At 38.4% G+C, this 12,497-nt stretch carries 11 protein-coding genes; 4 read left to right on the top strand and 7 right to left on the bottom strand.

Annotated features, from left to right (window positions below):
* The first annotated feature begins 10 nt into the window (after positions 1 to 10).
* Both BLQ18_RS16245 and BLQ18_RS16240 read left to right on the top strand, forming a co-directional pair.
* A complete protein-coding gene (locus BLQ18_RS16245) occupies positions 11 to 847 on the top strand; it encodes a mechanosensitive ion channel family protein (protein WP_090299279.1) in 837 nt (278 codons plus the stop codon).
* A 67-nt stretch (positions 848 to 914) separates the two neighbouring features.
* Entirely contained in the window at positions 915 to 1,463 is a 549-nt protein-coding gene (locus BLQ18_RS16240) for a ClpP family protease (RefSeq protein ID WP_090299276.1), read from the top strand.
* Between the two features lie 135 nt (positions 1,464 to 1,598).
* Here BLQ18_RS16240 and BLQ18_RS16235 read toward each other — a convergent pair whose 3' ends face one another.
* Genes BLQ18_RS16235 through BLQ18_RS16225 form a run of 3 tightly spaced genes read right to left on the bottom strand, consistent with a single transcriptional unit; the run spans position 1,599 to position 4,573 of the window.
* Complete coding sequence (locus tag BLQ18_RS16235) at positions 1,599 to 3,131, bottom strand: cryptochrome/photolyase family protein (RefSeq protein WP_090299272.1); 1,533 nt, start codon at positions 3,129 to 3,131, stop codon at positions 1,599 to 1,601.
* Between the two features lie 4 nt (positions 3,132 to 3,135).
* A complete protein-coding gene (locus BLQ18_RS16230) occupies positions 3,136 to 4,434 on the bottom strand; it encodes a DASH family cryptochrome (protein WP_090299268.1) in 1,299 nt (432 codons plus the stop codon).
* A gap of 4 nt (positions 4,435 to 4,438) precedes the next feature.
* Positions 4,439 to 4,573 carry a DUF2256 domain-containing protein gene (locus BLQ18_RS16225; RefSeq protein WP_090299264.1) on the bottom strand — a complete coding sequence of 45 codons (135 nt, stop codon included), beginning with the start codon at positions 4,571 to 4,573 and terminating at the stop codon, positions 4,439 to 4,441.
* A gap of 125 nt (positions 4,574 to 4,698) precedes the next feature.
* Between BLQ18_RS16225 and BLQ18_RS16220 the strand changes: the two genes are divergently transcribed.
* Entirely contained in the window at positions 4,699 to 6,048 is a 1,350-nt protein-coding gene (locus tag BLQ18_RS16220; RefSeq protein WP_090299259.1) for an FAD-dependent oxidoreductase, read from the top strand.
* Between the two features lie 284 nt (positions 6,049 to 6,332).
* Here the strand turns inward: BLQ18_RS16220 and BLQ18_RS16215 are convergent, their stop codons facing one another.
* Both BLQ18_RS16215 and BLQ18_RS16210 read right to left on the bottom strand, forming a co-directional pair.
* The gene (locus BLQ18_RS16215; RefSeq protein ID WP_090299254.1) at positions 6,333 to 7,112 is read right to left on the bottom strand and encodes a zinc ribbon domain-containing protein; all 780 of its coding nucleotides are present in this window, start codon (positions 7,110 to 7,112) and stop codon (positions 6,333 to 6,335) included.
* 5 nt (positions 7,113 to 7,117) lie between these two features.
* Complete coding sequence (locus tag BLQ18_RS16210) at positions 7,118 to 8,212, bottom strand: Nif3-like dinuclear metal center hexameric protein (protein WP_090299250.1); 1,095 nt, start codon at positions 8,210 to 8,212, stop codon at positions 7,118 to 7,120.
* A 48-nt stretch (positions 8,213 to 8,260) separates the two neighbouring features.
* Here BLQ18_RS16210 and lpxK point away from each other — a divergent pair, with 48 nt between their 5' ends.
* Positions 8,261 to 9,256 carry a tetraacyldisaccharide 4'-kinase gene (lpxK, locus tag BLQ18_RS16205; RefSeq protein ID WP_090299247.1) on the top strand — a complete coding sequence of 332 codons (996 nt, stop codon included), beginning with the start codon at positions 8,261 to 8,263 and terminating at the stop codon, positions 9,254 to 9,256.
* Here lpxK and BLQ18_RS16200 read toward each other — a convergent pair.
* The gene (locus tag BLQ18_RS16200) at positions 9,253 to 11,424 is read right to left on the bottom strand and encodes a tetratricopeptide repeat-containing hybrid sensor histidine kinase/response regulator (protein WP_245668172.1); all 2,172 of its coding nucleotides are present in this window, start codon (positions 11,422 to 11,424) and stop codon (positions 9,253 to 9,255) included. The genes lpxK and BLQ18_RS16200 overlap by 4 nt on opposite strands.
* A gap of 47 nt (positions 11,425 to 11,471) precedes the next feature.
* Positions 11,472 to 12,482 (bottom strand): type I glyceraldehyde-3-phosphate dehydrogenase, encoded by a 1,011-nt coding sequence (gap, locus tag BLQ18_RS16195; RefSeq protein WP_090299243.1) that lies wholly within the window; start codon positions 12,480 to 12,482, stop codon positions 11,472 to 11,474.
* Between the last annotated feature and the right edge of the window lie 15 nt (positions 12,483 to 12,497).

Here is a 12,497-nt window from a genome sequence, read left to right as displayed (position 1 = left end):
AACAACAACTATGGAAACAATCAACAATTGGAAAGATGTTACCCTCGAATCGCTTTCCAGCATGGGTAAGGAGATCGCAAAGGTTTTTCCGAAAATTCTAGGAGCCATTGTGGTACTCATTGTTGGATGGCTATTCATTAAACTGGTACTATTTTTATTGGGAAAGATTTTGAAATTGGCCAAAGTGGATATGCTCAACGACAAGATCAATGGCATGGAAATGGCAGGAAAAGGCGATTTTAGCATCGATGTCATTAAAATCATATTGGGCTTTGTAAAATGGCTTTTGGTACTGGCCTTTTTAATTGTGGCCGCCGATATTTTGAATTGGACCATAATTTCGGTGGAAATAGGTAACCTTTTACATTATTTGCCACGTTTCTTTAGCGCTTTGGTATTGTTAATGATTGGTTTTTACATTGGGAACTTTGTGAAGAGTACCGTAAAAAGGGTGTTCGATTCCTTTGAGTTCGGTGGCTCCAATATTGTGAGCAATCTGTTGTTCTATGTAATTGTCATTTTTATGTCCATTACGGCATTGAACCAAGCAGGTGTGGACACTACCATAATCACAAACAACATTACCATGGTGTTGGGCTCTTTCCTATTGGCCTTTTCATTGGGAATTGGTTTGGGAAGTAGAGATGTGGTATCCGATATATTAAAATCCTTTTATACCCGTAAGAACTATGCCGTGGGCGATAAAATTGTGATCGGGGAAAACGAAGGGGTCATTGAGGCCATTGAAAATAACAGTCTTACCCTTTTGACCGAAACGGGCAAATTTGTGATTCCAATCAAGGATGTGGTATCGCAAAAAGTGGAGATAAAATCGCAATCAAGGTAATGTGATGATCATGTGGTTAAATTTCCTTGGAATTTGATTATTTTTGAAGCTTACAACAAGTACGATAATGAGTTCAAAAAAAGGAAAAGTTCAGGAATTGATCCAAGAAAGGTTACTGGAAGAACGTAAAGTGTTTTTATGGGGGCAGGTAGATGACGATTCTGCCAAGCACGTTATAGATAGATTACTTTATCTAGATCTTCAGAACCACAAAGAAATTCAATTGATCATCAATAGCCCAGGGGGTTATGTAACCTCTGGCTTTGCGATTTACGATACCATCAAACAAATAAAAAGCCCTGTTTCTACCGTATGTTCTGGTTTGGCGGCCTCTATGGGTTCCATTCTTTTATCTGTGGGAGAAAAGGGGAGAAGGTTTATTCAACCCCATGCCCGAGTTATGATTCACCAACCGAGTGGTGGAGCAAGGGGACAAGCTTCGAATATTGAGATCCAGGCAAAGGAAATTATCAAGACCAAGGAATTGGGTGCCAAAATTTTGGCCGATAACTGTGGTCAATCCTTTGAAAAAATCATGAAAGATTTTGATCGTGATTATTGGATGGGAGCTGAGGAATCCTTGGAATACGGAATCGTGGACGGCATTTTGGAATAAACCAAATAACGATTAAAAAGTGAAAAGTCCTTCGCAACTTGTTGTGAAGGACTTTTTATATATAGGCGCCGAAGCGGAATATTTATATTATATACGACAACTTGGGTGCCATAAGATTTTAAGGAATTGTTAAAATTAAAAAGCGTCAGGATTTTTAATGATTTTCTCAGCTCTTTCGGAAAGGGCATTTAATTCTTCAGGGTCTTTTTTATCCAATAAACGAAGCATCATTCCCATCCTGGGGTTTTCTTCAAAGAAGGGACGTTTTTCATGCAAGAAATTCCAATACAGCGCATTCAACGGGCAGGCCTTTTTTCCTATTTTTTTGGAATGACTGTAATAACAATTTTTACAATAGTTCCCCATCTTATTAATATAGTTGGCACTGCTCACGTAGGGTTTGGTGGCCACAAGTCCACCATCCGCATATTGACTCATGCCTCTGGTATTGGTGATTTCCACCCATTCCAAGGCGTCGATATACACTCCTAAATACCATGCATCCACTTCGTCTGGATTGGTTTGGGTGAGGAGGGCAAAATTACCTATCACCATCAATCTTTGAATATGGTGTGCATAGGCATCGTCCAAGCTTTGTCCAATGGCTTTCTTAAGACAGTTCATTTTGGTATTGCCGTCCCAGAAGAATTTAGGAAGCGGGTTATGGTTTTCTAAATGGTTCAATTTGGAATAGTTGGGCATTTTTTTCCAATAAACACCTCGCATGTATTCCCGCCAACCTAATATTTGACGCACAAAGCCTTCAACTTGGGAGATGTTAATTTCACCTTTGTGCGCATAATAATGATCCAGAACAGTATCAATAACTTCTTTTGGAGAAAGTAATTTACTGTTCATGGCAAACGATAACCTCGAATGAAACAGGTATTTTTCCTCCGTATGCAAAGCATCTTGATAGTCGCCAAAATGTTTCACTAATTTTTCACAAAAGAAGCTGAGTAATTCTTGACATTCTTTCCGAGTAGTGGGCCAATTGAAATTTTTAGGGTCAATATTGCCAAAGGTGGTGACTTCTGCTTTTTCAATTTCAGTGATAAGCTCAGTAACATCTTTTTTAAAATTCAATTCCTTGGGAATTTTTGGTTCGCCATCCCATTTTTTTCGATTGCTTTGGTCAAAATTCCATTTGCCACCTTCAGGTTGGTCGCCAACCATCATGATGTTGTGTTTTTTCCGCATCATGCGATAAAAACTTTCCATTAATAGCTGTTTTTTGGCTTTAAAGAATTGGCCCAATTCGTCTCGAGAAGTATAAAAATGTTCCGAGTCATATGCCTCTGTTGGTATTGAAAGCTGTTGGGAGATAGATTTCAGTTGTTGATCCAAACGATATTCATCGGGAAGTTGATATTCAAATTTTTCAAGGTCATGCTTTTGGATGAGCTGCTGAATGATTTCTTGAAGGTTTTGAGGATTCTTACCATCAGAAATTTTAAAGTACTCGACCCTGTGTCCTTTTTTCTTCAAAGATTCCGAAAAGTTTCGCATCGCCAAGAAAAACCCGACCACTTTTTGAATGTGGTGTTTGACATTGTCTGTTTCTTGACGCATTTCAGCCATCACATAAATAACTTCCTCATCCACATTTTTGAACCAACTATGGTTGCTATTGAGCTGATCACCCAAAATCAATCTTAAAATTTTCATGTGATTAGAATAAAGTAGGTTGTAGCCAAATTTTCTGGAATCTCTTGTTTGGATCGTACATGTTGGCTTGTCTTTGAGTATTGAAGGTTCTGTTTCTGGGGTCGTTGCCAACACCACTGTTGTACATCCAGTTGCCCCAATTGCTGTGCACATCGTAATCCATTAGCATAGATTCAAAATAGGAGGCACCAATCCTCCAATCTTGCTGTAAATACTTACTCCAATAACTGGCCACATTTTGTCGCCCTCTATTGCTCATCCACCCTGTATGTTTTAGTTCGAGCATATTGGCGTTCACAAAGTCATCAGGAGTATTCCCATGGATCCATTCCAGAGTTTTAGCATTGTCGGTTTTCCATTTGTATTCGCGATTCAAAATACCGCCCAATTGAAAAATTTGGTTTCCAAATTTCAGAGAAACATATTTAAAATAATCTCGCCAGATCAGTTCAAAAATTAGCCAATAGGTATCTTGGTTTTTGGTGACTTCTTTCTCAAATTGTTTTACCTCCCAATAAATGGTGCGAGCAGAAATAGAACCGTTGGCCAACCATGCAGAAAGTTTGGAACTGTAATCTTTGCCCACCAATCCATTTCTGGTTCGTTTGTAAAAAACTAGTTGCTCGGTTTCCCAAAAGTATTCCTGAATCCGTTTTTCTGCTGCTGACTCCCCTCCATGAAAAGGAAAAGCAGATCTATAATCTGGAGAGAACTCTTTCAAACCTAAATCTTTCAAACTGGGAAGAGAGGTAGGGTCATCAACCAAATTCTGTTTTGCTTTAGGCGCTGGAATCGAAATTATAGGTCGAACTTGTACTTTCGCTTCACACTTTTTTCTAAATGTTGTGAATACATTCGGTATATCTGTAAATGAAGTGTAAGGAATATCTTCTGGATGAAATAAAAATTGGTCGAAAAAGGAAACAAAGGAACATGCTTTGGGAGCTCGAGCTTTTACCTCATTTATTACTGTCATTTCTTCCGAGGTCCATTCTTCTTGATAAAAGACACCGTCTATATGGAACGTTTCAATTAGTTCGGGGATTTTGTCCTCTGGTTTTGCAGTAAAGGTCAATAATGAGATGTTGAGGTTGGCCAAGTTCTCTTTTAAAGCCAACACACTTTCAATCAGAAATTTGGCTCTAAATCGCTCGGTTTTTTTAAATCCGAAGTCATTTTTTTCAAAATGTCTTGGGTCAAAAAAGTAAACGGCAATTACCCTTTCTGCTTTACATGCTTCTCGTAAAATTTGATTGTCTTTTACGCGTAAATTATTTCCAAACCAAACTAAATGGGTGGCCATAGTATTATTTGTTTCTTCTGCAGCGTTCACTACAGTATTTTACTTCATCCCAGTTTTTAGCCCATTTTTTACGCCAAACCATAGGTTTTTGGCAAACCAAACATGTTTTAATAGGGAGCATTTCCTTTTTATGGGGCATCTTAATGTTGTTTAATAAAAATACAAAATAATTAAACAAAATAATTCTAAGATGGTATTGGAATCAGATAGACAGTCAAAATCCGTATTTTTACATTCAATTAAAATAGGCCCGTAAGGGTGCATATGGCACAGACTTCAAAAAATATAGCCATCATCGGTTCTGGATTGGTGGGATCGCTTTTAGCAATTTATCTTCGTAAAAAAGGCCACAGCGTAACCGTTTTTGATAGGAGGCCTGATATTAGGACCATAAAGTTTTCTGGACGTTCCATCAATTTGGCGATGAGTAATAGGGGATGGACGGCTTTGCGCAAGGTGGGTTTAGAAGACCCTATCAAGCAAATAGCCATTCCGTTGGATAAACGTGCCATGCACGTGAATGATAAACCTGTTTACTATCAAAAATATGGAAAGGAAGGCGAGGCGATTTGGTCCATTTCTCGCGGAATCTTGAATAAAAGAATGATTGATTTGGCCGAAGAGGCTGGAACTGTTTTCAAATTCAATGAGAAGGTTTGGGATGTTGATTTACCTGGCGCCAAAATTTACACAGGTGAATCTGAAAAAGGAGAATGGCAAGAATATCAGTTCGATGTTATATTTGGATGTGACGGTGCTTTTTCTAGGGTTCGTCATAAAATGCAGCGCCGTAGTCGTTTTAATTATTCCCAGAATTTTATCGATGTAGGATATAAGGAGTTGACCATTCCTGCCAATGCTGACGGTACCCATAAATTGGATAAAAATTCATTTCATATTTGGCCCAGGGGTGAGTTTATGCTTATTGCCATGCCAAATATTGACGGGAGTTTTACATGTACACTCTTTTTACCTTTTGAAGGCAAAGTGTCTTTTGAGAGCATCAAGACAGAACAAGAGGCCAAGGACTTTTTTAAAGAGTATTTTCCCAACGTTCGAATGGAAATTGAAGATCTGACAAAAGATTTCTTCAACCACCCAACCAGTGCAATGGTAACTATGAAGTGTTACCCTTGGACGTATTGGAACAAAGTGGCATTGGTAGGCGATTCTGCCCATGCGATTGTACCTTTTTATGGCCAAGGTATGAATGCAGGGTTTGAAGATATTTTTGTGCTTGACCAGCTCATGGATAAATATGGAGACGATTGGGATGCCATTTTTGATACCTACCAAAAAGTAAGAAAACCCAATGCAGATGCGATTGCGGAATTGAGTTATCGAAACTTTGTAGAAATGAGCAGTAAAACAGCTGATCCAAAGTTTTTGCTCCAAAAGAAAATTGAAAAGCATTTTGCATCGACCCATCCAGAGAAATGGGTGCCCGTTTATAGTCGTGTTACTTTTTCTGATAAACCGTATGCAGATGCTTTGGCCATTGGTGACCAGCAGGAAGCTATCATGCAAAAAGTGATGCAAACACCAAACATTGAGGATAAGTGGGACTCCAAGGAAGTTGAGGAAATGATTCTTGGATTATTGGGCGATCAATAAATATGTCATGTCGATCAATCTCAACTATTGAGAAAGTGAGTCCTTAAATTGTTTGACACAAATTTTTACCAATTATCTCGAAATATAGAATTTTAAAAGGTCGCTGAGCGGAGTCGAAGCGACCTACCTTTTATGGGAATTATTTTCAATAACGTCACTTCGACTGCAATCAGTGACCAGTAATGTTTTTAGATTTCTCAATCGGTAGACTCCTTTCGAAATGACAAAGTATAAAAGCAAAAAAGCCACCTAAAAGGTGGCTTTTTTATATCTATCAAATGGAATTAAAGCTTAGAAAAAAGTTTTTCCATTTTATCTTGTTCTTCTTCGGCCAATAGTGGATCAACCAAGATTCGTCCACTGTGCTCATCGGTGATGATTTTTTTGCGGGAAGCAATCTCTACCTGAACCTGTGGTGGAATAGTAAAGAAAGAACCTCCAGAAGCACCACGCTCAACAGGAACAACAGCCAAACCGTTTTTCACATTGTGACGGATTCTTTTGTACGCCTTGATCAAGCGCTCTTCGATTTGATCTTCGTATTCCTCAGATTTTTTCAAAAGAGCTTTTTCTTCTTTTTCAGTTTCGGCCAAGATGGCATCCAATTCCCCTTTTTTGTGTTTAAGGTGACCTTCACGCTCAGACAATTTTTCTTTGGTCTGGGAGATCACTTCTTTTTTCTGCTCGATTTGAGCCTTAAACTCTTTAATGTTCTTTTCGGCCAACTGGATTTCCAATTCTTGGAACTCAACTTCCTTGGTCAATGAGTTGAATTCACGACTGTTCCTTACATTTTTTTGCTGCTCACTATATTTTTTAATGAGTGCTTTGGATTCGTCGATTAGGTTTTTCTTGGCAGAAATTTCGAAGTTGACAGTCTCAACATCTGTTTTTAATTTATCGATTCTAGTCTTAAGACCAAGAACCTCATCTTCCAAGTCCTGTACTTCCAAAGGCAATTCGCCTCTAACGTTGCGGATTTCATCTACCCTGGAATCGATTAGTTGTAGATCGTACAATGCTCTCAACTTTTCTTCTACAGTGCTTTCTTTCTTGTTCGCCATATATGTTATAAATACTTGATGGGATTCGTTATACTCTCCGATAAACGGACTGCAAAATTAGGAATTTTTTTCGTAAGATAATCAACCAATAAATCTTTTGTAAACTGCTCAGTTTCAAAGTGCCCAATATCGGCAATTACCATTTGGTTTTCGGCTTGGTAAAATTCGTGGTATTTAATGTCAGAAGTCACAAAAACATCTGCTCCAGCTTTCATGGCAGCGCCTATGGCAAAAGCGCCACTCCCGCCTAAAACAGCTACCTTTTTTACTTTTTTGCCCAATAATTTGGAATGTCGAACTACACTGGCATTCATCCGTTTTTTTACCAAAAGCAAAAAGTCAATTTCATCCATTTCGGAAGGTAAGTTCCCAATCATCCCCATACCAATATCTTGATTGGTGTTTTCGATAGTGAAAATCTCATAGGCTACTTCTTCGTAAGGATGTGCTTCCAAAAGGGCTTTCAACACTTGCTTTTCTTTTTCAAATGATAAAATCACATTGATTTGGGTCTCTTTTTCAAAATGAACTTCCCCAACATTTCCAACTGCTGGGTTGGCACCATTTTCAGGTTTAAAACTTCCAACACCCTCTAAACTATAGCTGCAATGGCTGTACTTTCCAATTTCTCCTGCTCCTGCATTAAAAAGAGCCTCTTTTATCTTGTCCACCTCAGCTAGTGGAGCATATGTGGTCAGTTTTTTTATGGTACTGGATTTTGGAATTAGGATTTGAGGGTTTTCCAGTCCTAAAACCTCACAAATTTTCGCATTTACCCCCATTTTACTGTTATCCAAGGCGGTATGCATGCTATAGATAGCAATGTTGTTTGCAATGGCCTTGATGACAACACGTTCCACATAATTGCTGCCCGTTAGTTTCTTTAAACCTTTAAAAATAATAGGATGAAAGCTGACTATGAGGTTGCAGTTTTTTTCAATGGCTTCGTCCACAACATTTTCCAACGTATCCAGAGTGACCAGAACACCGTTTACTTCCATATTTGGGTTGCCCACCAAGAGTCCTACATTGTCAAAATCTTCTGCATGGGCCAAAGGCGCCAATTCTTCCAGTACTTTTGTGATGTCGTTAACGGTCATTTTATTTTTGTTAAGTCCGCTAAAGATAAAATATTATATTTTCGTTCAATGCTTCAAGTGCTTCGCAAAATAGCCTTTCCGATTTCCTTGATTTATGCCTTGGTGGTGTATGTGAGGAATTTTTTGTTCGATATAGGTGTTTTCAAATCCAAATCATTTTCTACTCCAACCATTTGCGTGGGGAATATTAGTGTGGGGGGAACAGGTAAAACCCCGATGACCGAATTTCTACTGCGCATGTTGAAGGATAAAAAAGTTGCTGTTTTGAGTAGGGGATATAAACGACAATCCAAAGGATTTGTATTGGCCAATGAAGGTAGTTCGGTATTGGATTTGGGCGATGAACCCTTCCAAATTCATAAAAAGTTTCCTGATGTGGCCATCGCTGTTGATGGGGATAGACCAAATGGTATTGCTCAATTGGAAAATGGGGTAAAACCTGAAGTGATTGTTTTGGATGATGCCATGCAGCATCGATGGGTGAAGCCAACCAAGACGATTTTGCTCACAGCCTATTCCAAATTATATGTGAATGATTGGTATTTGCCCACTGGTGATTTGCGGGATGCGAAAGTGGCATCAAAACGAGCGGATGTAATTGTTGTGACCAAATGTCCAGCGTCTATATCTGAAGCGGAAAAAAAGAATATTGCCATCAAACTTAAGCCCGAATCAAATCAAAAAGTATTGTTTGCCAGTCTGGCCTATGCAGATTTTGTTTCTGATGGAAATCAGAACAAACCACTATCTGAATTAATAAACAAATCTTTTGCTTTGGTCACGGGAATTGCTTCTCCTGAACCTTTGGTTCAATATTTAAGTGCAATGGGATTGGAATTTGAACATTTTGAGTTTGGAGACCATCATCATTTTACAGATGAAGAAATAGGGACATTTAGTGGGTTTGATCAAATACTTACCACAGAAAAAGATTTTGTTCGTTTAGAGGGTAGGGTTGATGGGGTATTTTATTTGGAAGTGGCACATCAATTTAATGCTACCGATACTGCAGCTTTAGAAGAATCGCTTAAGCAGATTTTTTAGACTGAGCCTTGCATGCGGCTTCTGAAAATATTTTCTCCAATTTTTTGGTAAAATATCTCTGGTTTAAAGGGTTTGGTAACTACATCATTACAACCAGCTTCGTAGAAACTATCCAAACTGTCGTCCAAAGAAATAGCGGTCAACGCAATAATTGGAATTTCTAGGTTGAACTTTCTAATTTGGCGAGTAGCTTCTTCACCGCTGATGCCTGGCATGTGAATATCCATTAGAATGGCATCGTAGTGGTTTTCTTTGGCTAAATCAATGGCTTCGTTACCATTGTTGGCAATGTCGCAGGTAATTTCCTTTTTGGTCAACATTTTTTTGGTGATCACCTGATTGATTTTGTTGTCTTCTACAATCAGAATATGAAGTCCTTTAAACTGGAATTCGCCTTCGTCCAACTCAAAATTGATAGTTTCACTGATTTTGGTTTCATATTCCAAATCCAACTCAAAGAAGAATGAACTACCGTGTCCCAATTCACTTTCTAAATGAATGGTGCTACCAAACAATCCCAATAAGCTTTTTACAATGGTTAAACCAAGTCCAGTTCCTCCATATTCACGGTTGATTTGTACCGATCCTTGTTCAAAACTGTCGAAAATTGAAAGCTGTTGATCTTCGGAAATTCCGATACCATTATCTCTAACCTCAAAATACAATTTTACTTGATTGTCCTCTTTGGTCAACATTTTTGCAATGACCTCTACTTTACCATTTTTAGTGAACTTAAGGGCGTTGCCTACAAGGTTCATGAAAATCTGGGATAGTTTTATGGGGTCGCCCAATAATTGATTCGGGATTTTTGAATCGTAATCCAAAACAAGTTTGGTCTGTCTTTCGTGTGCGTTTTGTTGAAGCGATTCCACTACATCTTCAAGTACTTTGTGCAATTTGAACTCAATGTTCAATGGCTCCAGTTTATCTGCATCAATTTTATTGATTTGGAGAATGTCATTAATGAAGTTGAGCAAGTATTCTCCTGAAAATTTCAGCGATTTTAGGTGTTCCTTTTGGTGGTCGGCTGGATTTTCCTCCAAAAGTAAATGTGTTAATCCTGTAACGGCGTAAAGCGGCGTTCGCAGTTCGTGGGTTACAGTGGACAAAAAGTTGGTTTTGGCTTCCATGGCACTAACTGCCGCATCCCTTGCCAACTCCAATTCTTTGTTTTTGGTGTACAACAGATCATTGGTTTTTAGCTTGATTTGGTTGTTTCGAAATAAAGAAACTGCCAAAAGTGAAATGATAGTCAAGAATGCAGAGGTTAGAATTGCGGTAATCTCTGAACGGTTCTTCGATTCGCTCAATTCTTCATTTTGAGCTTGAAGTTTGTTCATTTCGGATTGAAGGTGCTCTAACTGCGTTTTGTCCGCAATATTTGACTCCAACATCAATTTCTCTAGATTGAAAATGGAATCCTTAATACTTCCCAGTTTTTGGGTATAGAACAAGGATTCACTGTAATTCTCTTGATCGGCATATATTTCGGACAATTGCTCATATGCGATTTTGGTTTCTTTGGCAAATCCATATTTTAATGCCAATTCCAAAGCGGCTTTGGAATGAATTATACCTTCTTCGTAATCATTTAAGGTTACACTTATGCGTGAAAGTTGCAAGTTTGCTTTGGTAGCCAAAAATGCTCGTTCTTTATCGTCTGCATTAACAATTAAGGCATGCAGATTTTTAATGGCATCGTCGTAATTGGTGATGTTAGTATAAATATAGGCCTCCAACAAAAGAATGTTGTTCCCTAAATTTCGGTTGTTGCTTATTTTCCTAGCCTCTTGAAGTGATTTTAACGCTTGGAAATTGTTCCCTTCTTGAAATCGAAATGCAGCATCCAAGTATAGTTGGAAAGCCTCTGCATAGGGATAGGACATTTCTTTTAGGTATTGACCAGATTGAGCATAATAACCAAGAGCGCCTTCTATATCACCTTCTTCAATAAATAATCTAGCTAATTGGTGGTAGGTATCCACCAATAATTTGGTGTCTTCATTTTTTTCAGCAATGTTGGTGGCCTCATCCATTGCCTCTATGGCTTTGTCTACCTTATTTTGATGTCTATATTGGGAAAAACGGTCAAAAATGGCCTTCACTTCGGAAGTGGAACTTTCATCACTTTGGGCAATAACTGCTTGGGTGCAACATAAAATGCACAAGAGGAATAAAACTTTCCTGAGGTATATGTTTAATGAAAAACCTGAGATCAAACGTACTTTTTCTTTATAAGCAATGCTATTAAATCCACTATCCTGGAACAATATCCAGTTTCATTATCGTACCACCCGATAATTTTCACCATTTTACCAATTACCGAGGTCATCAATGAATCAAACGTACAAGAATGATAACTATTGTTTATGTCGATAGAAACAATAGGATCCTCAGTATAATGTAAAATACCCTTTAAATCGCCTTCCGAATGTTTTTTAAAGGTACTATTTATTTCCTCAATCGATGTTTCGTTAACTACGTTGAAGGTAATATCTGTTAAGGAACCATTGGGGACAGGAACTCTAATTCCACATCCACCAATAACATCTGAAAGATCTGGAAATATACTTGTTAATGCTTTTGCAGCACCTGTGGTTGTAGGTATTATGGATTGCCCTGCGGCCCGAGACCTTCTTAAATCCCTATGAGGGGCATCGTGTAAATTTTGATCGGAGGTATAAGAATGTATTGTGGTAATATATGCCTGCTCAATACCACATAATTCTTTGACAATTTTGATCATGGGAGCGGCATTGTTCGTTGTGCATGAGGCATTGGAAATAATTTGGTCCTCCGCTTCAATTATATCTTCATTTACGCCTAAAACCACCATTTTAATGTTTTCATCTTCTGGTGGTACGGATAGAATCACTTTTTTTGCTCCGTTGGTAAGGTGGTACTTTAATTGTTCTTCTTTTTTGAATTTCCCTGTTGATTCAACTACAATATCTATCTGATGGGCGGCCCAATTTATATCCTTAGGATGGTTGTGGTTTAAAACAGGAATCTTTCTTCCATTAACCACAATATTTTCACCTTCAGAATATATCTCAGCTTGTATTCCACCATGAATGCTATCGTATTTTAGCAAATGCGCTAAAGTTTTGGCGTCTGCCAAATCGTTAATGGCAACCACTGTTATATTCGGGTGGTTCAACAGTAGCCTGAATAGGGTTCTCCCGATACGTCCAAAGCCATTTATTCCAAGGGTTATGTTTTTCATTGGAGGGGGAGGTGT

Origin of the sequence: Flagellimonas zhangzhouensis, from assembly GCF_900102925.1 — a bacterium.
GTDB lineage: Bacteria > Bacteroidota > Bacteroidia > Flavobacteriales > Flavobacteriaceae > Flagellimonas > Flagellimonas zhangzhouensis.
This window is presented reverse-complemented; position numbering and strand designations above follow the sequence as displayed.

Coding starts and splice junctions, on each gene's coding strand:
- BLQ18_RS16245 (WP_090299279.1), top strand. CDS start 11: ATGGAAACAATCAACAATTGGAAAGATGTTACCCTCGAATCGCTTTCC.
- BLQ18_RS16240 (WP_090299276.1), top strand. CDS start 915: ATGAGTTCAAAAAAAGGAAAAGTTCAGGAATTGATCCAAGAAAGGTTA.
- BLQ18_RS16235 (WP_090299272.1), bottom strand. CDS start 3,131: ATGAAAATTTTAAGATTGATTTTGGGTGATCAGCTCAATAGCAACCAT.
- BLQ18_RS16230 (WP_090299268.1), bottom strand. CDS start 4,434: ATGGCCACCCATTTAGTTTGGTTTGGAAATAATTTACGCGTAAAAGAC.
- BLQ18_RS16225 (WP_090299264.1), bottom strand. CDS start 4,573: ATGCCCCATAAAAAGGAAATGCTCCCTATTAAAACATGTTTGGTTTGC.
- BLQ18_RS16220 (WP_090299259.1), top strand. CDS start 4,699: ATGGCACAGACTTCAAAAAATATAGCCATCATCGGTTCTGGATTGGTG.
- BLQ18_RS16215 (WP_090299254.1), bottom strand. CDS start 7,112: ATGGCGAACAAGAAAGAAAGCACTGTAGAAGAAAAGTTGAGAGCATTG.
- BLQ18_RS16210 (WP_090299250.1), bottom strand. CDS start 8,212: ATGACCGTTAACGACATCACAAAAGTACTGGAAGAATTGGCGCCTTTG.
- lpxK (WP_090299247.1), top strand. CDS start 8,261: ATGCTTCAAGTGCTTCGCAAAATAGCCTTTCCGATTTCCTTGATTTAT.
- gap (WP_090299243.1), bottom strand. CDS start 12,482: ATGAAAAACATAACCCTTGGAATAAATGGCTTTGGACGTATCGGGAGA.